Source organism: Cobetia sp. QF-1 (genome assembly GCF_002213105.1).
Classification (GTDB): domain Bacteria; phylum Pseudomonadota; class Gammaproteobacteria; order Pseudomonadales; family Halomonadaceae; genus Cobetia; species Cobetia crustatorum.
In genome coordinates, this window is record NZ_NBVS01000012.1 from 79,874 (window position 1) to 99,967 (window position 20,094).

The window sequence follows — 20,094 nt, forward strand, 5'->3', positions numbered from 1 at the left end:
GCAAGGAGAATTGGACATCATGCGTCATTCTCGCGGTTTCACTCTGATTGAGCTGGTGGTGACAGTGGCGATCATCGCCATTATTGCTACCTGGGCGGTGCCTGCCTGGCAGGGCATGGTGCAGCGCTCTCAGGTGGAGTCTGACGTGCGTGCGCTAACGCATGCGCTGGGAATGGCGCGTAGTACGTCTACGACGCGAGGCTTGCCTGTGAGTGTCTGTCCTTATGCGCCGAGTGTCGCCACGCCAAATCCTACCGACTGTGATGGCGACTGGTCGAATGGCTGGGTGGTGTATGTCGGTAGCGCTGCCAGCTTTGCGCTAGATGACCGGCTGTGGATCCATCAAGGTAGCAATGCCGTGGCGCAGTCGGGTGGCGCTGCTCGAATCACGTATAACGATCGCGGTACGTTGACCAGTGGTAACAGCACCTTGGTCTTCTGTGCAGCGGCGGATGCTACCTCTGTCGTGGTGGCACCTTCTGGCCGCGTACGCCTGGAAACAGGAGGGGACTGCTCATGAGGCAGCAATTCCACATCATATCTAGACGTCATCCCTCTGCGCGCACTCAGCGGGGCGTCGGTCTGATCGAAGCCTTGGTGGCTGTCATGTTGCTGGGAGTCTCTCTTTTAGGGTTAGGGCTCTTGCAGGTACAGACGTTGCAGCACCAGCGCGTTAGTTATAGCAATACGGTTGCTCAGTTGCTGTCGCTGGACATGGCAGAGCGCATTCGCGCGAATCTCGAGGCCATCGATCAATACGATGGTGCCGTGACCACGAATGCACCGGAAGGGGGGTGTTCCTCAGACTGCGCGCCGAGCGGACTGGCGGACCAGGATGTCATGGACTGGCGTGATGCCATTGTCGGCTCCACGCTAACCAGCGGAGTTGGCAGCGTGGATGCCACTGAGAGGCTGGTGGGAGGAGCAGGCATTGGTGTGCATGATGTGAGCGTTCAGGTGCAGTGGAGCGATCCCATCAGTGGTGGTGTCGACTTACAGACGTATCGTTTCGAGGTGGAGCCATGAGTCTCTCTTCTTCCGGTGTTTCACGCCTTGGACGTCAGGCAGGCGTCGGCCTCGTTGAGCTGATGATCAGCCTGGTGCTGGGGCTATTGATCACGGCGATGGCAGTACAGATGTTCGCGACATCACGCAGTACGGTCAGCACCCAAGAAGCATTGTCCTACCTGCAAGAGTCGGCGCGCTATGTGTCGTTCCGCCTGCAACCGCTGATGCGCAATGTGGGTTATGCCGGATGCGCCAATAGCCGCGATATCACTAATTCAAGCTCCGTGGATGCTGCGCACGATCTAACGGCACCGTTCGGTGGTCAGCAGCGTACTCAGCGTAGTCTCAGCTACTTCAATCTAACGTTTGTCTCGGCGAGCAAAGACGGCAATGAGACGACATTGACCAGTAGCATGAGCTCTCTAGGCGGCCCTCTATCCGTTCGTAACGGTAGTGAATCCGGGTTTGTCGCAGATGAGTTTGCGCTGGTCAGCGACTGTAACAGCACGGATGTCTTCAAGGTTTCGGGCACAACGCAAGGACGCGTAGAAACTAACGACACCCTGTCTCGTTCTTACGGAAGCTCCCTGTCTTCTAACGCCTACCTCTATCCGGTACAAGCTTGGGATCTGAGGCTCGACGATCAGGCCACTGACTCAACCGTGCGGGCGCTGTATATCGATCGCATCAACGCCACCTTCGCTCGTGAGGAGCTGGTATCCGGCGTGCAGGGATTTGATGTGAGCTTCAGCCTGGACACTACGGGGAATGGCAGCGTGGATCGCGTCAAGGTGCCGGCGGCGACAGTGCGTAGCGAGAGCAGATGGGATGAGATTCGTCGTATCGAGATAGCCCTGACGCTCGAAAGCCTGCCAGGCGTGGTACCAGGGGGCGATAACAACGGTCGCCTGACGCGCACCTTTAATCTCACCTTTACGCCGCGCAACCTTCAACTGAGGGATAGCTGATGATGGCTAACAAGCATTCCATTTCTGCTACTCAAGTTGGACAAGGGCCGGTTCGTCAGCAGGGAATTGCTCTGCTGATTGTGCTGGTCATGTTGGTTGTCATTGGTTTGCTTGCGGTCACTGGGGTCGAGGACAGCCAGCTACAAACCCGCATGGCGGTCAATAGCCGCAACTTTGAGCAATCTTACTACAACGCAGAAACCAGTCTCAGTATTGGTGAACGTGCACTTCAGGAAAGCCTTGAAGATGGTGCCTGGGAGCTAGGCAACTTTGATGACTCGGCGGGGTTGATGCTGGCATTGCCAGAGGATGTCCCCCCGATCAATCCGCTGTCGGAAGCGGATTGGCAAGCCAATGGCATTCAGACACTCGATGATGTCACTGGGGCCGTTATCGGTGCCTATGTGATCGAGTACCTGGGCAAGGTTGGTGAGCCGCCCTTGAATCAAAGCAATGAACTCAATGCCGTGGGCACCCGACTTGATGCTTTCCGTGTCAATGCGAGGGGGGGCGGCGGAGGCAATGGCGCTTCCTGGACGGTGGTGCAAAGCGAGCTGGAGCTGGGCCCCTATTTCTGAGAGGAGCATTGATATGCGTTATCTGCTGAGTGGTGCCTTATGCCTTTTCGCTTTGCCTTGCCTGGCGGCCCCTGGTGAAATTGCTCGTGCGCCGGTAACGGAAGCGACCGGCGTTCAACCCAACATCCTGTTTATCCTTGACGATTCGGGAAGCATGGAGTGGCAGGACACGCTCAATAATGGCGTGGAATATTGGGGGTATCAGCCAGCTTCTTCCATATTGACCGGGAGTGGTGTCTATACCATCAATAGGTTTGGCACCGTCAGCCATCAGTCCCAGACGACGGTGGCCAAGGCGATCGGTTCTTGCAACGGTTTCAATGTGCTCGCCTATAACCCCCAGCTGACTTACTCGCCCTGGGCAGGCAAGGACAGATTGGGAGTCACCTACACTGACAAGACTCTGTATACGGCACGCTCTGATCCTTACGAGCCGACTGAAGTGGTCAATCTGTCCGGGGTCTATTACATGCCCTGGTCGGATGATGACGCTGATGGTGAATACGACTTTGGGGAATGTGGTCTTTATCGTACCGGGAACAATCTGTATGTGGATACCACCAAGCAGGTTGTGGTCAGTCGACTGACCGCAGCGCAGCAGATCAACTTCTCCAACTGGTTTACTTATTATCGTGACCGGATGTCTGTCGCCAAGGCCGCCATGGCCGGTGTCATCAATACCAATGAGTCGCGCGTTGGCTTGAAAACCATCCAGCAGCGTAATGATCGCAATGTCGCTGACATGACAGACTCAGATGAGCGCGATGCACTGCTGGAAAAGCTCTTTACCGCATACCCTTCTGGTGGGACACCTTTGCGTTCGGCTCTCAAGAGGGCGGGGGAGTATTACGCGGGCACAGGAAATAATGCGCCGATCTTGAGTGCTGATGAAGGTGGTATGTGTCAGCAGAATTACGCGATCATGATGACCGATGGTTACTGGAATGGCTCCAGCCCCGGGGTGGGTAATGCCGATGGTGGAAGCGGCACCTTCATCAATGCCAGCCATCGCGATACCTATTCCGATACGCTGGCAGATGTGGCGATGAAATATTACCGCACTGACCTTCGCTCGGACCTTATTGATAGCGTGCCGACAGTACCTGGTGTGGACGAGAACTCTGCCCAGCATATGGTGACTTACACCGTCGGGTTCGGTGTCGATGGCACGCTGTCGAACAACCCGGACAGCCTCACCAGCACATTCTCCTGGCCGCAGCCTGTTGCCGATACCAATACTACGATTGATGATCTACGTCATGCTGCCTGGAATGGTCGGGGTGAGTTCTTGAGTGCAGCGAATCCTCAGGCATTGATCAATGCGCTCAATAACATCGCACAGTCTATCGCTGGGCGCGCTGCCAGTACCGGTAGCCTCGATATTACTACTAGTGGACAGAGCAGTGATGTCTATCTGGTGCAGACTACCTATGATCCTTCCAATTGGTCTGGTGACATCGTGGCACGCAAGATTGATAACAATGGCGACCTGCTGGAAGAGGCACAGTGGTCTGTTGCTGATTGGCTGCGCGACGATGCCAGCCGCAGCGGTAATCGCCAGGTGCTGACGTATAACCCGGGTATTGCCGATGTGGATGAGAAGGCGTTCTTCTTTGACATCGAGGAAGCAGGTTCACTTGAGGCTGAGCAAATCCTTGATCTGATCGGTTTCCTCGATGAGTCCCTGTTGTCAGAGTCTTTATTGATATCAGTCCGTGAGGCGGCCAATGGTGTGACGACAGGCCTGGTAGGGGGGCTTCTGGGAGGGGGCGATAGCCTGCTGGGCGGATTGGGTCTTGAGGGCGGTCAAAGTGGGGTGTTGGACCTCGTCGGAGATACCGTTACTCAGCTGACAGGGCAGATCCTGGATACCACTGGCACCTTCCTCAAGCTCAATGGTGTGGCGACGGCGGTCAAGACGTCAGAGCTCGAAAATCTGATCGGCTACCTCAAGGGTGACGACGAGTATGAAGGTAGCTTGTTCAGGGAGCGTAACGGTAACTATCTGGGTGACATCGTGCATGCATCACCCGCGATAGTTGGGCCGCCATCAGCCAGTTACAGCAATGACATGGAAACCTCTTCCTATAGTGCCTTCAAGACGCTTCATGAAGACCGTCAATCCATGGTCTACATCGGCGCCAATGATGGAATGCTGCATGCGATAGACATGAGTTCGGGTGAAGAGAAATTTGCTTATATGCCATATGCCACTTTCAGTATCGATAATGGACGCGGCATTCGTCAGCTGGCGGATGAAGATTATGTTCACCAGTATTATGTCGATGCCACGCCAGTCGCTCGTGATGTCCACGTTCAGTTATCAGATGAGGACACTGCCAGCTGGCATTCCCTGTTATTGGGTGGGCTGGGGGCCGGTGGTAAGGCGATCTACATGCTGGATATCACGGATCCTGACAGCTTCGACACGCTTGGTGAGTCTGGTGGTACATCTCCTTCAGAGGTCGTGCAATGGGAATTCACCCACGAAGACCTGGGATACACCTTCAGCGATATTCAGGTAGCACGCCTCGACGATGGGGGCTGGTACGCCATTTTCGGCAATGGTTATAACGCCGACAGTGATGGTCGCGCAAAGCTGTTCATCGTCGATCTGGAAAATCCTGACAACTATGCTTTGCTGGATACCCAGCAGGGAAGTAATGCTGGTGGCAGCTGTACTGCCTCGAACAGCGATTGCAATGGCATGTCGAGCCCGGAGCTTGCGGATATTAACGCCGATGGCATTACCGATTGGATCTATGCCGGTGACCTGCACGGCAATGTCTGGACCTTCGACATGCGCCAGTTCGCGCTGGATACTGTGGGCAGTGGTCAGGTCTCACGTCTTTTCCAGTCGTGTGCCGTTGCCCTGAATAGTGCCTCCGCGACCTGCCCTGTAGCCTCACGTCAGCCAATCACCTCACGGGTCGCCGTGGCGCGGAGTGGCGTTTTCCATAGCACCGTCGATACCCCGTATCTGAATGTCTACTGGGGAACAGGACAACTGGTCACGCTACAGGATGCCGTCGATACCTCCGAGCAGGCGTTCTACAGCGTATTGCATACCGGTGCTTCCACGCGTCGCTACCATGGTGAGTTGGTCAAACAGAGCTTCTCGGACATATCCGGTGTAAGTGACGCACGCACGGTTACTGGGGTCAGCGTCGACTATGCCAACCTGAATAATAATGGTGCTCAATATGGATGGTATGTCTCTCTGCCAGACTCAGGTGAGCGCATGGTCACCATCCCGGCAGTCAGAGGCGACCTGATTGTCTTCAATACCACCATCCCGGGCAGTAATGGTCCCTGCACGGGAGGGGCCAGTGGCTGGCTTAACGCACTCAGTCTACGTAATGGTCTGCAGCCGTCGCGCAGCGGTAGCAATGTCCAACAGGTATTTGATTACAATGACGACGGCACGGTGAATGCCAGTGACAACGTCAACGACCAGGTCGTATTGTCGATCAGAGTAGACGGTGAGCCGACATCGCCTAAATTTGTGGGCGATACCCAGTTCGTAGGCCTGGGCGGTACCACGACAGTGCTTCCGACAGTGATGGACTTTGGCATCGGCGGGCTCGAGGGTCGGAGCGCCTGGTATCAGCTGCGTTAGGAGAACCAATGATGAACGATGCACGCTATCTCGTAGATAGACCCTCTCGCTGCACCGTGTGGTTGGCGATGTTGGCAGGGATGGCAATGATGGGTATGAGTTCGACGGTACTTTCCGCCGGGTTGGCCATCGAGGTGGATGGCGAGTCAGAGATGACGGGTGTCATTGACTCTATCGAAGGCAACCAAGTAATGCTCGACGATATCAGTTTCGTGTTGGTACCGGCATCGCGAGTGCTGACTCGCAAGGGGCGGGAGCTGAAGAGCTTCCACCTGCAGAGAGGACAGGAGGTGCGCATTCTCTTTGACCCACGCAGTGAACCGCGCGCCATTCGTGATATCACGCTGTTGAGGCGGGGTGGCTGATGCTTATCAGACGACAATCGGGTTTTGGGCTGCTGGAGATCATGATTGCGGTTGCCATCATCGGCATTCTCGCCTCCATCGCTTATCCGAGTTATCAATCCCAGGTCGAGCGATCACGACGTACTGACGCCACGACATCGCTGCTGGCATTGGCCCAGATGCAGGAGCGCATCATGGCGACCTGTGGTGAATATGCGACTGCCAGTGTTACGGATGCCACCAGTTGTGGGGATGCACTGGGAGGAGGTGGTGAGGGGATAGGGTTGGGGCAGGCTGATGCGGTCAGTGAAGAGGGCTTCTATTCCCTGGCCGTCGCAGGAGACGCGGACAGCTACAAACTGACGGCGACTGCGCAGGGAGCGCAGGTCAATGATGAGGACTGCCAAACCTTTGAGCTGACAGAATTAGGGGTCAAATCTGGAGGTGTACTAATAGACCCGAATACGCTCGAAGATAACGATTGCTGGTAGATCTGGCTACATCCTCAATGTGCGTCGCCCCCGAGCCCTGGTCATTCGTGACCGGGGCTTTTTATGTCAGTTTCCGGCGCTTGGAGGCATGTATGCCAGTGAGGAGGGCAGGGGAATCTTGTTGTTACGTGTCGGCTGAGTGAGAATGTGTAACTGATTAATAACGAATGTTTGCATATGGCTGACCCGCCGATACCCTCTGATGGAAGCGCCTGATGATGCCTGTTTACCTCTCCACTGTTGGCAGCCTTACTGGTAAGCGAGTCTACATGATGCGTGGCTTTACCCTCATTGAACTGATGGTCACGATTGCCGTGTTAGCTATTATCTCGACCATCGCTGTACCTGCTTGGCAGGGCTTTATCGCGCGCCAGGAAGTAGCTAGCACGACAGAGACACTGACCTCTGCGCTTAATTATGCTCGTAGTACGGCTGTCACCCGCGGGTTGCAGGTATCAGTATGCCCGCTCAGTAATGACGGTAGCCGCTGTGAAGCGACGACTGAATGGAATAATGGCTGGGCTGTGGTGCTGGGGAGCCCAGCAGATGCGCTGAGCAGCTTCAGCAGCAACAAGGTTGAAGTGCTACGTGAGCATGCTAGTGGTGCATTGGTGCAGAGCGGTACTAACAGCATCTCCTTTGATGATCAGGGGGCTGCCAGTAACACCACGCGACTGTTGATTTGTGGGACAGCCACCTCTGCGGCCCATCGCCAGCTAGAGCTGTCGGTCATCGGGCGCTTGGCTCCGGAAGCGTACGGTAATGGGGGAATGAGCTGTGGGTAAGAAATGCTGGCCAGTAAAAGCTACCGAACGAGGCACCAGCTTGATTGAGGCGCTGATTGCCCTGCTGCTGATGGGAATTGCCCTGCTTGGTTTTGCGTTGATGCAAATGGAAACTCTACAGGCCAATAGCGAAAGCTATGCGCGTACAGAGGCGCGTATTCTTCTGATCGGCATGGCGGAGCGTATCCAGGCCAACTCAGAGGGAAAATATTTGGGTGGCAGTACAAAAGAAGCAGAAAAGCAGACGGGAATTACCAGTAATGACGCGTTGGCGGCACATGATGTCTGGGCCTGGCAGCAGGAGCTTACCGCTAGCCGCTTGAGCAGCCCGGTGGGTAACATCGCCGGTAATAATAGCCTCCTCGAGTTGACCGTAAGCTGGCAGGCAGCAGCCGATAAGGGCAGTGCTAGCGATACCGATGCACAGACGCTTAATGAAACTCTCGAGGTCCGGGTCGCGCCATGAAGCCATTACTTACTTTTTGTTGCCGCCAGCATCGCCAGCAAAGCTTCCACCGTCAGCAAGGCATGGGACTGGTTGAGCTGATGCTGGGCCTGGTGTTGGGGCTTTTTATCACCGGTATGGCACTGCAGTACTTTCTGACTACGCGCACTACCGCGACGACTCAGGAAGCGCTTTCTTATCTGCAGGAGAGCGCGCGGCACGTTTCTCATCGGCTACAACCGGTGATGCGCAATATCGGATTTTCGGGCTGCACGCCTTTGGGAAGCGTGAGCGACAATACTGGCACTCATGCACAGCCACTAGAGGTGACAGCGGTTATTGATGAGGGACTGAGCTATGATCGCCTGGCCATGCAAATTCCGGCACTCGCACTCGCTAGTGATGGTCAACGTGGTTGGCAGCTCTCGTCATCTGCAGCGCAGGGGGACAGGGTGTTGAACGTCAAGAACTACAGTGGCGAGCAATTGGCATCTGGCAGTTACGTGATGGTGAGTGACTGTGAAAGTGGTGATATCGACACCATCAGTGCCAGCGACGATGGCAAATTGTCATTGGCCAATGGTTTACAACATGGTTACGGCGGCAATCAGCAAACTCGTCCCTTCGTTTATCCTTTCGAGCGTTGGTATCTGGTGATGCTAGCCCCGAGCGATGATAAGGCGCAGCGGCTTTGTCTTAGCTCGGATAATGCATCGGGTAATGGCCCTGCAGCAGGCTGCACTGAAGAGCTGGCCAGCTACGTGAATGATATGGAGCTGAAGTTCGATATCACTGCGGGAAGTGGTTACGCCGTAGACCAGACTGCTGCCGAAGTGGGGAGTCGTTGGAGCCAGGTGCGTCGCATTCATCTTGATCTGACACTTAGTACTCCGCCTTCACTCCAGGTGGAAGGTGAGGCGGGTGGTGCCATGCAGCGCATTTTCTCCATGACCTTTAGTCCACGGAATCTCGGTTTATGAATGCAGGGCTTTCTTCAGCGCGACAGCAGGGTGGCATGGCACTATTGATGGTGCTGGTCATGTTGGTGGTCGTGGGTTTGATGGCTGTTTCGGGCAGCGAGAACACTCAGTTGCAGACTCGGATGACGGTCAATACTCAGCGCTATGATACTGCGTATGCCAATGCCGAAGGCTTGTTACGAGAAGCAGAAGCCGCATTGGAAAATGGCAGTATCCCGCTAGGTGAATTTTCAGAAACAGGAAAGAAAGGTCTCTATGATTTGACGGCGGCTGGTGTCGAAGCCCCAGGCAATCTGCTCACGCCAGGCGGGTGGGATGGCATTGGTCATTTAGATGCTAACGTGAGTGGCAACTACATCATTGAATATCTGGGCAGTACCGTTCAGGGGATTCTCAATGCCGATAATATGAATAATGCTCTGCCTGAAAACGGTTATCGCATTACGGCCGCCGGTTGGATGGGCAGTGAGCGCTTGGCGCTTGCGGTCGTTCAAAGTGAAATCGTACTGGCACAGTAAGGGAACTATCAATGACACAGCGTTACTCGCGTTATCGTCTGCTGCCAGCCTGCGGCCTGGTACTCGTCACTACTACAAGCTTCGCTGCTTCTGCAGATGACGAGCGTACGCTTTCACAGCTTCCTATTACTCAGAATGTCGGTGTCACACCCAATGTACTGTTGATGTTGGATGACTCAGGCTCGATGTCCTTTGAGGATACTATTGCGGGTGGGGAATCGGCTCGAGGCTATGATAAATTATATGGAGATCTTTGGTACTGCACTAGGAGTCGTGGATGTGGGAATTATAGTCCATATTGGGTGAGGATTTTTTCACAATATGATCTTGACGATCGACTATTTTGTGCTTCCTATAATTCACAAGCATATAATCAAAATATTGAATATCAGCCTTGGAAGCTCGAGTCCAGTGGTTCTCGTGCTCCTCAAAGTGATCCTAAGAAGGCGTTGATTGATTATGCCTTGGGATATAATGCTAGTAATATGGTGGACCTGACAGATAGCAGGGCAGATTTTTCCTATTACATAGACAAGGAAAGAAGTTGTGATTTTGAGCGTAAAGTAATAGACCTTACAAGTGCTGAGCAGCAGAATTATGCTAATTGGTTTACTTACTATCGAGATCGCTTGAGTGTTGGGAAAGCCGCAAGTCTTGAGTTGTTGACCGGCACTCAATATCGCACTGGCTTCTTGACGATCAATCCCAATGCTAACACTGCTCAGCGTGTTGGTGTAGATGGGATCATTACTCAGATATTGAATACGGTATCTGGGTTGTTGAGTTCGGTTACCGGGGGGGTATTGGGAAATACTAGCACCAATAGTCACTTTGATGAACTCCGAGCGGCCATAGAGAAAAGTGTCATTAGTAGTGAGAACTCATACCGAGGCACACCCTTGCGTGAAGCCCTTTATCGTGCAGGAGAATACTATGCAGGTAGATATTCACGATTAGGATCATCTCCTATTTTAAGTGCTGATGAAGGAGGTATGTGCCAGCAGAACTTTACTATTTTGGTGACTGATGGTTTCTGGAATAGAGAGAGTAGTGGTAGCGACCGTAACAATGTCGAGGATATTGGCGATGCTAATGGAGATAGTCGCCGTTGGTATTATTCCAATGGTAATTATGGTGGCAAGACAACGCTTGCAGATGTTGCCTACCACTATGCCCATAATGACTTGAAGACGACATTAGGCAGTGGAAGTTATGAAGATCAAGTAATGACTACGTATACAGTAGCTTTTGGCGTCGACGCCGATAATAGCAAGTGGAATACCGCGTTGACGAATGGCGCGCCAGGCTACGTTCAAGAGTCTACCTCCAGCACTATCGATGATCTCAAGCAGGCGGCAGAAGATGGTGGTGGCCTTTACTTCAATGCCGCTGACCCTGCGGCGCTGGTTGATGCACTGGCGGCCATTTCCCGCGACATCGTTGCACGAGGCGAGAGTGTCAGCGGCGTGGCGACCAATCTGAGTACTGCCGAGGTCGAGGCAGGTGGCGCGATATTACAGGTCAGCTACTCACCGGCCAGCTGGTCGGGAGAGGTAATGGCAGTATCAGCCGTTACGCAGGGGGACTCCGATTCCGATATTGATGTGGTGGATAGCGATACATTCGAGGCAAACCAGACATCTCCATTATGGAATGCCTCGGATAGGTTGACGGCCAATCTCAAGGGAGCAGGCGTTGCCAATCGAAAGGTCTATACCGCCGATAACGGCTCAACAGTCGTGTTCTCGGAAGGCAACCTCACCAATGTTCAGCAGAAGGATCTAGAGCGCTATGCTCCCGATGACTTGAGCAAGAGTGAGGGGCGTGAGGCGATGGTCGCCTGGCTCAAGGGGAGTCGTGCGCTGGAAGGCAAAGGATTGCGTACCCGCCAAGGGAGTGTTCTAGGCGATATCATTGGCTCCTCACCGGTAGTCATCACGCGGAGCAATGACAATAGCCAAGGCAGTGTTTTCGTCGGTGCCAACGATGGCATGTTGCATGCCTTTGATCTTGGTACAGGCGATGAGCAATTCGCCTACATTCCTGAGCTGCTGTTTAGTGAAGAAAACGGAGAAGGTCTCGGCTATCTGGCGAGCACTGGTTACCAGCATCGCTATTATGTCGATGCCGTCCCGCGAGTGACGACATTATCCGAGGGTAGTACCTGGCTAGCTTCTGGATTGGGCGGCGGTGGCCGTGGAGTTTTCGTACTCAATGTCACGGATGCCGTCAAAGGCAATGAGATCTCGACCACTGGGCTGTCAGGTTGGGAATTTGGGGCTGACAATAATCGCAATGGTCTCAAGGATAAGGATATTGGCTATGTCTATGGCGAAGTTCATGTTGGTCAGCTCAACAATGGACAACAGGCATTACTGGTCCCCAATGGACTCAAGCCGGAGAACGACCAGGCCTCCGCCACTCTGTTTCTGCGTGAGCTGACGACTGGCACTGCGATTGCCAAGCTTGTTGGCGGCAGTGGGGCAGGAGAACTCACCAGCCTTCAGGTCGCTGATCTTGATGGCAACGGAACGGTCGACTTTGCCTACGGTGGTGATATGCAGGGACGGTTATGGAAGTTCAATCTCAGCGAGAAAGATCCTTCTGAGTGGAGTGCCAACCTGCTTTTCACAGCCACCTGTGATGTAAAGAGCTGTGGAAGTGGAAGTGTTCAACCGATCACGGTCAAGCCGACACTGAGTCGCCTTACTGGAGTGACGCACACCATGAGCGAGCCTAATTTATTAGTATCCTTCGGCACTGGTGAGCAGCTCTATACGCCGATTGATGATGATGTGGCCACTCAGCAAAGTCTCTACACCGTGCTGGATGATGGGCAGCATCTTGGATTGGGGCGTAATCAACTTGAATCGCGTGCCTTTGACGAGCAGCAATACAGCGAAGGTGAATTGGTAGGCCGTACATTGAATGGTCAGCTCTTTGATTATGGCCAGCAACTGGATAACAGTGATTCTCGCTATGGTTGGTATCTGGATCTCACGGATGCAGGGGAAGAGGTCATCCAGCCGGCCAGCCTGCTAGGTAATCTTCTGGTGGTTGCAACTCGCACGGACGGTGGCGGCAGTAATTTCTGTGAAGCCAATAGTAGTGGTTGGCTGATCGCGGTAGATGCGCAAACAGGTTTGCCGTCCTACGACAGCGGAAACTCAAGCTATGTGCCGATTTTCGATCTCAATGAAGACAAGAGCTTCGATGTCGGTGATCTGATCGGAAAGGTGGATGAGAGCGGTCCCGAGGTTGGTAATATCGTGGTCAGCATCAAGCTCTCTGGAGAGCCTAGCGGGCTGACCAGCATTGGCAATCATGTCTTTGTGGCAACTGGTGCCAGTGGGAGTGAGCCAGGGGCGGTCACTCCGCTCGAGCTGAATGTTCAGACATCCTCTGCGTCAGGCCGCGTGTCCTGGTATCAGCTACGGTAAGTCACTTAGTGAGGCGCAGTGTTCTCACTTCTTATCTCAGCCATCGCAACTTGTTGCGGTGGCTGTTTAATGACAGGAAGCCACCATGTCCAAAAGATTCATTACGAATTTGCGTGCTGCTCGTCATACAAATATTTATTGGAAGCAGTGTGGTTTTAGCCTGATCGAGCTCATGATCGTTGTCGCGATTATCGGCATTCTGGCATCTATCGCATACCCCAGTTATCAGCGTTATGTACTGCGAACTCATCGTGAGGATGCACACATTGCGCTGGTCACACTTGCCCAGGCTCAGGAGCGTTACATGGCGCGCTGTGGCGAGTACTCCCAGAGCATTGGTGGAGATGCGAGCTGCGACGCCGATGGTTTGGGGCGTGGCACGACATCACCGGAAAGCTTTTATACGCTAGGCATCAGTGGCAATGAGACGGCGTTCACGCTCAAGGCCACGGCAATCGACGTGCAGGCTCAAGATACTGAGTGCAAGACATTGAGTCTGAGCAGTACCGGTCGGCGCACGGCAGAAGGCGGGGGAGACTGTTGGTAGCGGATTGCTTGCTAATAGGCTGGAGGCATCCGTGTGACTTGTGGATCACTGGCTGCAGGGTATGCTCGTAGACTCTCGCAATTGACGGTAGGGGCAGACAGGCGTGAATGATTTTGTAGTGGTAGGCGGGGGAGTGATCGGCATGCTGACTGCGCTGGAACTGGCGGATGGTGGCGCGAGTATCACGCTTGTCGAGCGAGGTCAGTGTGGTCGCGAGGCTTCCTGGGCGGGTGGTGGGATCGTCTCGCCGCTTTATCCTTGGCGTTATAGTTCACCGATCTCACGACTCTCAGCATGGTCCGAAGGGTTTTATCCTTCGCTGGCCGAACGTCTGCTCGAGTCCACGGGCATTGATCCTGAATATCGTCAGCAGGGGCTTTTGTACCTGAATGTCGAGGACGCCGAGACAGCGCTTGCCTGGTCTGAAGAATATGCCAAGCCGCTGACTCGCGTTAATGCAGATTTCCTCTACGACAAGGCACCCGCCGTCGCCCCTGGATGTGATTCCGCGCTATGGATGCCGACGTTGGGTAGCATTCGCAATCCGCGCCTTGGCAAGGCCTTGCGTGCGGCGCTTGAGGCGCATCCACGTGTGCGTCTGCTGGAGAATGTCGCGGTCAAAGGCATTCTGATGCAGGACGACACTGCTATCGGCGTACAGACCGCCAACTCGGTGTTGGCAGCGGGGCAGGTCGTGGTCTGCGGCGGTGCCTGGAGTCGCGAGATTCTGAGCGAGGCAGGCATGGCGCTGCCGGTGCGTCCGGTACGTGGCCAGATGGTGCTGTTCAAGGCGCCCAAGGGGCTGGTGGAGCGAGTGGTGCTCAAGAATGGGCGCTACGTGATTCCGCGCGCCGATGGTCGTATCGTGGCAGGGTCCACGCTAGAGGAGGTCGGCTTCGACAAGACGACCACCGCTGAGGCGCGTGAATCGTTGGTCAAGAGTGCCTGTGAGATCATTCCGGCGCTGGCGGAGTGTGAGGTCGAGCATCATTGGGCAGGTTTACGCCCTGGCTCCCCCACTGGCACGCCGTTCATTGGTGCTGTGCCAGAGCGACGCCATCTGCATGTCAACGCCGGTCACTATCGCAATGGACTAGTGTTGGCGCCGGCATCGACTCGCCTGCTGGCGGACCAACTACTCGGGCGCACGCCGATTGTTGATCCCGTCCCCTATCAGCCTGTTACGTTGTTGGCCCAGACGCCGTCGGAAGATGCGACGACGCACTGGGCTTGATCGCGTGCTTGGACAACGTGTTCGGGCCAGGGATGTTGGCTTACTTGCGCGGCCCTTCCTCCAGAAAGTGCTGCTGATGCTCATTGCAGCAGAAGGTGAGCGCCTCATGGCGAATGGCATCGTCTTCCGGCAGATGCAGATCGCAGTAGGCGCAGCGCACCATGTTCTGGGCTTTACGCTCAGTAGGTTCGCCATGCTCGCTGTGTTCCTGACCCAGCTTCCATTGGCGATACATGCGGTAAAGGCGTAAACCCGCCCAGAACAGGACGACGAAAACCAGCAGACGGATGATCAACAGGCTCATTCCTATATAACTCCCTGGTGAGGTGACGCGAGCGGCTTTTGCCAGCGGCGTGACCTTGCGGGACAATGGCGGCCATCATGAATTCAGATGGGCCGGTACACGGCTCAATCGTCTGAGCCAGATGTCTGGCCACAGTGTACTGGCCCCTTATCGAACCGCCAATCGAGAGATCCTTACCGCATGCAAGATCTGACTCTGGTAATGGCCCAGCTCGACCCGCTGGTCGGTGATATTCCCGGCAATACTGAGCGTGCCATTGAGGCCGTTCGTGAAGCGAGTCTTGAGCATAAGGCCGATGTCGTGGTGCTACCCGAGCTATGTCTGACGGGCTATCCACCGGAAGACCTGCTGCTGCGCGACTCCATGGAAGCACGTCTTGAAGAGGCACGTGCGCGCATGGCAAAGAAAGTCGCGCGTGGCGTGATGGTCATTGTCGGCTACCCCGGCATGCGGGATGGCCAGCGTTATAATCTTGCCGGTGTGCTCAAGGATGGCGAATGGATCGCCGAGTACGCCAAGCAGGCGCTGCCCAACTATCAGGTCTTCGATGAACAACGTTATTTCACACCGGGTACTGAATCCTGCGTGGTGGAATGCCGTGGCGCTCGTCTGGGCATCGTGATCTGTGAAGACCTGTGGGACGGCACTCCGACGCGTCAGGCCCGTGACGCGGGGGCTGATATCCTCGTCAGCCTCAACGCCTCCCCCTATCATCTCGAGAAGCCGGCTGAGCGCAATCGTCTGTTTGCCAAGCGTGCCGCTGAAGTGGGTTGCCCGCTGGTCTACGTCAATCAGATTGGCGGCCAGGATGAGCTGGTCTTTGATGGAGGCTCCGCGGCGATCGATGCCGATGGCAAGACCTGCGTTCAGGCCCCGTGGTGGGATGTCGGCCTGATGCCGGTGCAGTTCCTCAAGGAAGAGGGTGGCCGCTGGACACCCCAGTCTGGTGAAATCGCCGAACTGCTGTCACCGGAAGAATCTCTTTACTGCGCACTGGTCACGGGCCTGCGTGACTACGTCAACAAGAGTGGCTTCAAGGGTGTGGTACTCGGGTTGTCCGGTGGGATCGATTCCGGTCTGTCACTGGCAATTGCTGTCGATGCGCTGGGCGCAGACCGCGTGCATGCCGTGATGATGCCGTATCACTATACGGCGGACATCTCGAAGGAGGACGCTGCTGAGCAAGCCAAGCTATTGGGCGTGAGTTATGAAGTGATGCCCATCGCCCCGATGGTCGAGGCCTTTACCGAAACGTTGGCCGAGAGCTTCGCGGGTAGCGAGCGTGATACCACTGAAGAGAATTTACAGTCCCGCTGTCGCGGTGTGCTGCTGATGGCCATCTCCAACAAGAAAGGGCTGATGGTGCTGACGACTGGTAACAAGAGTGAGATGGCGGTGGGTTATGCCACGCTCTATGGCGACATGGTCGGTGGCTATAACGCGCTAAAGGATGTCTACAAGACGTGGGTGTTCCGTCTCGCCCATTGGCGTAACACCATGGGGCCGGCGATTCCTGAGCGTGTCATCACGCGTCCACCGTCGGCGGAGCTTGCTGAAGATCAGCTCGACAGCGACTCGCTGCCTGATTACGACATCCTGGACGCCATTCTCACTCACTATATCGAGAGTGATATGAGTGCTGAGGCGATTATCCGTGCTGGCTTTGAGGAAGAAGACGTCTATCGGGTAGTACGCTTGGTCGATCGCTGTGAATATAAACGCCGTCAGGCGCCGGTCGGTGTGCGAGTTACACCGCGTGGTTTTGGGCGTGATCGCCGCTATCCGATCGTCAATGGCTGGGCCGCCGGCGAGTGATTCCGCTAGTGGTTATCTTTTGATCAGCAGTGGGTGCCATGCTGATTGACGCGTGAGAGCATAAAAAAGCCCGTGATCAATGATCACGGGCTTTTCGTTTGCGGCCATGTATCTGGCGCCGCGCAGGTACAGCTGCCATGCTTTGGATGGTGCTTGAGTTATACGGTGAGCGGGTCAGCGTTAACGTAACGAGGGTCGAAGGTGCGACCATCCAGACGCTTGTTGTCCGGATCATTCTTGATCAGCACCTTGAGAGTCTCGCTGGCGCGGTCACGTAGACCGAGCCCCAAGTACCCTTCTACCATCACGGCCAGCGCATCGCGGGTGGCAGGAGTGTTAGGGTAGTGCTCGATAACCCACTCGCCACGCTTCACAGCAGCTAGATAGGCCTGTTTGCGCAGATAGAAATCAGCTGTCTGCAGCTCGCCACGTGCCAGCACGTTGCGCAGATAAATGATGCGCTGACGCGAATCTGCTGCGTAGGTGCTGTTGGGGAAGCGACGCACCAATTCGCCAAAATCGATATAGGCATCACGCGTAGCCCCTAGATCGCGGCGCGAGATGTCGATCAGGTCCAGCGCTTCCAGACTGAATCGTCCTGCACTGTACGCTGCCAGACCACGCATGTAGTAGGCATAGTCGATCTGCGGGTGATCAGGGTGCAGGCGAATGAATCGACTGGCTGCGGCGCGTGCCGCTTCCCAGTTGTCGACCTGGTAATAGGCATAGATCAGTTCCAGCTGCGACTGCTCGGCATAGCTACCGAACGGGAAGCGAGTATCCAGGGCTTCAAGTTGCTGAACCGCTGAATTGAAGCGGCTGGTGTCCAGGGAAACCTGAGCCTGACGATACAGGTCCTGTTCCTGGAGATCCGGTGCCGGCTCGGAGGTCGCACAGCCAGCCAGCAAAGTGCTGGCCAGGGCGAGGGCAGTCAAGGGAAGAGCGCGCATCGGTTTCCTCATCTCGGGCAATCCATGGCGGGCATGCTAGAATCCGCCGATCCGCACTTACTATAAAGCAAAGGCCCTTTCCTGCGAAACGGCCTCAGAGAGCAATATGGCAGACACCATTAACCGCGAAGAGCGAATTCCGGAAACGATGATTGGTATGCGCTTCGATCAGGCATGTGCCGAGATCTTCTCCGACTATTCCCGTGAGCGCCTCAAGCACTGGATAAAGACCGGTGTGTTGACCCTCGACGGCGCCGCCGTAAAGCCCCGCGAGAAGGTCTATGGCGGTGAGCGCCTGTCCTTGAACGCCGAGCTTGAAGAAGAAGTCAGTCACGGCCCTGAGGATATCGAATTCGAGATCGTCTTCGAAGATGACGATGTATTGGTCATCAACAAGGACCACGGCATGGTCGTGCATCCGGGGGCCGGTAATCATGATGGCACCTTGCTGAACGCTATCTTGCACCACTGCCCGGGCAATTCGATGCTGCCGCGCGCTGGTATCGTGCATCGTCTCGACAAGGACACCAGTGGTTTGATGGTGGTCGCCAAGTCGCTGACGGCACAGACTGAGCTGGCCGAGCAGTTGCAGGCGCGTACCGTATCGCGTGAATACGATGCAGTCGTGACCGGTGTGATGACGGCTGGCGGTACCGTGGATGCGCCTATCGGCCGCCATCCCAAGGACCGCAAGCGCCAGGCAGTCACGCACAGTGGCAAGCTGGCGATCACGCACTATCGCGTGGTTGAGCGCTTCCGCGGCCATACCCATGTCCGCTGCAAGCTGGAGACAGGGCGTACGCATCAGATTCGCGTGCACATGGCGCATCAGCGCTATCCGTTGGTCGGTGATCCGGTCTACGGTGGTCGTTTCAAGTTGCCGCCGGGTGCCAGTGATCCACTGAAGGAGCTGTTGCGTCAGTTCCCGCGTCAGGCGCTGCATGCACGTCGCCTTGCCTTCATTCACCCGATTACCGGCAAGGAAGTTGAATTCCGCGCCGAGATGCCGGGTGACATGCTGGTACTGATCGACTATCTCAAGGAAGACATCGCCCGCTGATTTTGTGCTGGCGCTGTGACGGTCGAGGAAAAATGCCGATTGTCACAGTGCTGGCTCAAGGAGATGACATGCACGACAGCCAGCGCCCGACCCTGATTTTGCCGGATTGGCCCGCACCCAGTCCGGTGCAGGCCTTTGTCACCACGCGCGAGAGTGGCCCAAGCCAGGGCCCTTTTGCCGGCTTCAATCCCGCGCTGCATGTCGGTGATGACCCGATAATGGTGGCGCGGGTGCGGGAGTTGCTGGCGGCAGAAGTTGATGATGGCCGCCCGTTGGCCTGGCTCGATCAGGTGCATGGCACTCAGGTCATGGATGCCTTCGAGGTCTGCCACGGTGAGGAGCATTCTGAAACAGTCGTAGCGCCGCGTGCAGATGCCTGTGTCAGCACCGGTACGGGACAAGCCTGTGTCGTGATGACGGCGGATTGCTTGCCGGTATTGTTCTGCGATCGCCAGGGCACTCGCATCGGTGTGGCACATGCTGGCTGGCGTGGATTGGTAGAAGGTGTGCTCGAAGCCACGGTTGCGCGGCTCGGGGAAGACCCTGGTGAGCTGATGGCTTGGTTAGGGCCGGCCATCTCCAATGCGCAGTTCGAGGTGGGCCCTGAAGTACGAGATGCTTTTCTGTCTGATCAGCCAGCAGCGGAAGATGCCTTCGAAGCTAGCCCTTATCGGTTGGGTCACTATATGTGTGATCTTTACAAGCTGGCACGTCTGCGACTTGAGCGTGCTGGTGTTGGCCATGTCAGCGGTGGGCATTTCTGTACTGCATCAGAACCGCGCTTCTACTCCCACCGTCGCGATGATGGTGTGACAGGGCGCTTGGCTACCGTTATCTGGCTGCGCTGAATTGCCTTGATGGACTCGTTGGGATTAGCTCGCATGAGCTGATAGCGATTATTGTCCGCACAACGCCCCACCCACTTGAATGATTCAGGTGGGTGGGGCGTTGTTGTTTTTACCAGAAGGTGCTCTCGAGGTGATCTGGATCAGGAAAGTCACCATGTAT

General features: G+C 55.4%; 19 protein-coding genes. 17 read left to right on the forward strand and 2 right to left on the reverse strand.

Going from position 1 to position 20,094, the window contains the following annotated elements; all coding sequences use genetic code 11:
• Positions 1-19 precede the first annotated feature (19 nt).
• The 14 genes from CFN46_RS16450 to thiO all read left to right on the forward strand — a co-directional run bounded on the left by CFN46_RS16450 (position 20) and on the right by thiO (position 14,957).
• A complete protein-coding gene (locus tag CFN46_RS16450) occupies positions 20-520 on the forward strand; it encodes a GspH/FimT family protein (protein ID WP_024951582.1) in 501 nt (166 codons plus the stop codon).
• Positions 517-1,026, forward strand: coding sequence for a type IV pilus modification protein PilV (gene pilV, locus CFN46_RS16455; RefSeq protein ID WP_088744170.1), 510 nt, complete (start codon positions 517-519; stop codon positions 1,024-1,026). Before CFN46_RS16450 ends, pilV begins: the two co-directional genes overlap by 4 nt.
• Positions 1,023-1,976, forward strand: a complete 954-nt coding sequence (locus CFN46_RS16460) for a PilW family protein (protein WP_024951581.1) — start codon at positions 1,023-1,025, stop codon at positions 1,974-1,976. The genes pilV and CFN46_RS16460 overlap by 4 nt, the downstream gene beginning before the upstream one ends.
• Entirely contained in the window at positions 1,976-2,554 is a 579-nt protein-coding gene (locus CFN46_RS17600) for a hypothetical protein (RefSeq protein ID WP_024951580.1), read from the forward strand. Before CFN46_RS16460 ends, CFN46_RS17600 begins: the two co-directional genes overlap by 1 nt.
• 13 nt (positions 2,555-2,567) lie before the next feature.
• On the forward strand, positions 2,568-6,173 hold the full coding sequence (locus CFN46_RS16465) for a pilus assembly protein (protein ID WP_176426512.1): 3,606 nt from the start codon (positions 2,568-2,570) through the stop codon (positions 6,171-6,173).
• Positions 6,174-6,181: 8 nt separating this feature from the next.
• Positions 6,182-6,538, forward strand: coding sequence for a hypothetical protein (locus CFN46_RS16470; RefSeq protein WP_024951577.1), 357 nt, complete (start codon positions 6,182-6,184; stop codon positions 6,536-6,538).
• On the forward strand, positions 6,538-7,008 hold the full coding sequence (locus CFN46_RS16475; RefSeq protein WP_088744172.1) for a type IV pilin protein: 471 nt from the start codon (positions 6,538-6,540) through the stop codon (positions 7,006-7,008). The genes CFN46_RS16470 and CFN46_RS16475 overlap by 1 nt, the downstream gene beginning before the upstream one ends.
• 215 nt (positions 7,009-7,223) lie before the next feature.
• Positions 7,224-7,793, forward strand: a complete 570-nt coding sequence (locus tag CFN46_RS16480; protein ID WP_084488004.1) for a GspH/FimT family pseudopilin — start codon at positions 7,224-7,226, stop codon at positions 7,791-7,793.
• A gap of 40 nt (positions 7,794-7,833) precedes the next feature.
• On the forward strand, positions 7,834-8,259 hold the full coding sequence (locus tag CFN46_RS16485) for a hypothetical protein (RefSeq protein WP_051510784.1): 426 nt from the start codon (positions 7,834-7,836) through the stop codon (positions 8,257-8,259).
• Positions 8,256-9,218, forward strand: coding sequence for a PilW family protein (locus tag CFN46_RS16490; protein WP_035159344.1), 963 nt, complete (start codon positions 8,256-8,258; stop codon positions 9,216-9,218). Before CFN46_RS16485 ends, CFN46_RS16490 begins: the two co-directional genes overlap by 4 nt.
• 59 nt (positions 9,219-9,277) lie before the next feature.
• Positions 9,278-9,736: a hypothetical protein gene (locus CFN46_RS16495; protein WP_141103678.1), complete on the forward strand. Its 459-nt coding sequence runs from the start codon at positions 9,278-9,280 to the stop codon at positions 9,734-9,736.
• Positions 9,737-10,962: 1,226 nt separating this feature from the next.
• On the forward strand, positions 10,963-13,176 hold the full coding sequence (locus CFN46_RS17605; RefSeq protein WP_176426513.1) for a pilus assembly protein: 2,214 nt from the start codon (positions 10,963-10,965) through the stop codon (positions 13,174-13,176).
• An 85-nt stretch (positions 13,177-13,261) separates the two neighbouring features.
• On the forward strand, positions 13,262-13,723 hold the full coding sequence (locus CFN46_RS16505; protein ID WP_088744175.1) for a type IV pilin protein: 462 nt from the start codon (positions 13,262-13,264) through the stop codon (positions 13,721-13,723).
• 103 nt (positions 13,724-13,826) lie between these two features.
• Positions 13,827-14,957 (forward strand): glycine oxidase ThiO, encoded by a 1,131-nt coding sequence (thiO, locus tag CFN46_RS16510; protein WP_024951569.1) that lies wholly within the window; start codon positions 13,827-13,829, stop codon positions 14,955-14,957.
• Positions 14,958-14,997: 40 nt separating this feature from the next.
• On the opposite strand, the gene CFN46_RS16515 is transcribed toward thiO, so the two are convergent.
• Positions 14,998-15,261: a PP0621 family protein gene (locus tag CFN46_RS16515; RefSeq protein ID WP_024951568.1), complete on the reverse strand. Its 264-nt coding sequence runs from the start codon at positions 15,259-15,261 to the stop codon at positions 14,998-15,000.
• Positions 15,262-15,441: 180 nt separating this feature from the next.
• On the opposite strand from CFN46_RS16515, the gene CFN46_RS16520 reads away from it, so the two are divergent.
• Entirely contained in the window at positions 15,442-17,076 is a 1,635-nt protein-coding gene (locus CFN46_RS16520) for an NAD+ synthase (protein ID WP_088744176.1), read from the forward strand.
• Positions 17,077-17,234: 158 nt separating this feature from the next.
• Here the strand turns inward: CFN46_RS16520 and CFN46_RS16525 are convergent, their stop codons facing one another.
• Entirely contained in the window at positions 17,235-18,026 is a 792-nt protein-coding gene (locus CFN46_RS16525; RefSeq protein ID WP_088744177.1) for an outer membrane protein assembly factor BamD, read from the reverse strand.
• Between the two features lie 106 nt (positions 18,027-18,132).
• On the opposite strand from CFN46_RS16525, the gene rluD reads away from it, so the two are divergent.
• Positions 18,133-19,086, forward strand: a complete 954-nt coding sequence (gene rluD / locus CFN46_RS16530) for a 23S rRNA pseudouridine(1911/1915/1917) synthase RluD (protein WP_088744178.1) — start codon at positions 18,133-18,135, stop codon at positions 19,084-19,086.
• A gap of 68 nt (positions 19,087-19,154) precedes the next feature.
• Positions 19,155-19,934 (forward strand): peptidoglycan editing factor PgeF, encoded by a 780-nt coding sequence (gene pgeF, locus CFN46_RS16535; RefSeq protein ID WP_024951565.1) that lies wholly within the window; start codon positions 19,155-19,157, stop codon positions 19,932-19,934.
• Positions 19,935-20,094: the final 160 nt, after the last annotated feature.

Bases quoted from the DNA above. Each gene is read 5' to 3' on its own strand.
- CFN46_RS16450 (WP_024951582.1), top strand. From the start codon at position 20: ATGCGTCATTCTCGCGGTTTCACTCTGATTGAGCTGGTGGTGACAGTG.
- pilV (WP_088744170.1), top strand. From the start codon at position 517: ATGAGGCAGCAATTCCACATCATATCTAGACGTCATCCCTCTGCGCGC.
- CFN46_RS16460 (WP_024951581.1), top strand. From the start codon at position 1,023: ATGAGTCTCTCTTCTTCCGGTGTTTCACGCCTTGGACGTCAGGCAGGC.
- CFN46_RS17600 (WP_024951580.1), top strand. From the start codon at position 1,976: ATGATGGCTAACAAGCATTCCATTTCTGCTACTCAAGTTGGACAAGGG.
- CFN46_RS16465 (WP_176426512.1), top strand. From the start codon at position 2,568: ATGCGTTATCTGCTGAGTGGTGCCTTATGCCTTTTCGCTTTGCCTTGC.
- CFN46_RS16470 (WP_024951577.1), top strand. From the start codon at position 6,182: ATGATGAACGATGCACGCTATCTCGTAGATAGACCCTCTCGCTGCACC.
- CFN46_RS16475 (WP_088744172.1), top strand. From the start codon at position 6,538: ATGCTTATCAGACGACAATCGGGTTTTGGGCTGCTGGAGATCATGATT.
- CFN46_RS16480 (WP_084488004.1), top strand. From the start codon at position 7,224: ATGATGCCTGTTTACCTCTCCACTGTTGGCAGCCTTACTGGTAAGCGA.
- CFN46_RS16490 (WP_035159344.1), top strand. From the start codon at position 8,256: ATGAAGCCATTACTTACTTTTTGTTGCCGCCAGCATCGCCAGCAAAGC.
- CFN46_RS16495 (WP_141103678.1), top strand. From the start codon at position 9,278: ATGTTGGTGGTCGTGGGTTTGATGGCTGTTTCGGGCAGCGAGAACACT.
- CFN46_RS17605 (WP_176426513.1), top strand. From the start codon at position 10,963: ATGACTACGTATACAGTAGCTTTTGGCGTCGACGCCGATAATAGCAAG.
- CFN46_RS16505 (WP_088744175.1), top strand. From the start codon at position 13,262: ATGTCCAAAAGATTCATTACGAATTTGCGTGCTGCTCGTCATACAAAT.
- CFN46_RS16515 (WP_024951568.1), bottom strand. From the start codon at position 15,261: ATGAGCCTGTTGATCATCCGTCTGCTGGTTTTCGTCGTCCTGTTCTGG.
- CFN46_RS16520 (WP_088744176.1), top strand. From the start codon at position 15,442: ATGCAAGATCTGACTCTGGTAATGGCCCAGCTCGACCCGCTGGTCGGT.
- CFN46_RS16525 (WP_088744177.1), bottom strand. From the start codon at position 18,026: ATGCGCGCTCTTCCCTTGACTGCCCTCGCCCTGGCCAGCACTTTGCTG.
- rluD (WP_088744178.1), top strand. From the start codon at position 18,133: ATGGCAGACACCATTAACCGCGAAGAGCGAATTCCGGAAACGATGATT.
- pgeF (WP_024951565.1), top strand. From the start codon at position 19,155: ATGCACGACAGCCAGCGCCCGACCCTGATTTTGCCGGATTGGCCCGCA.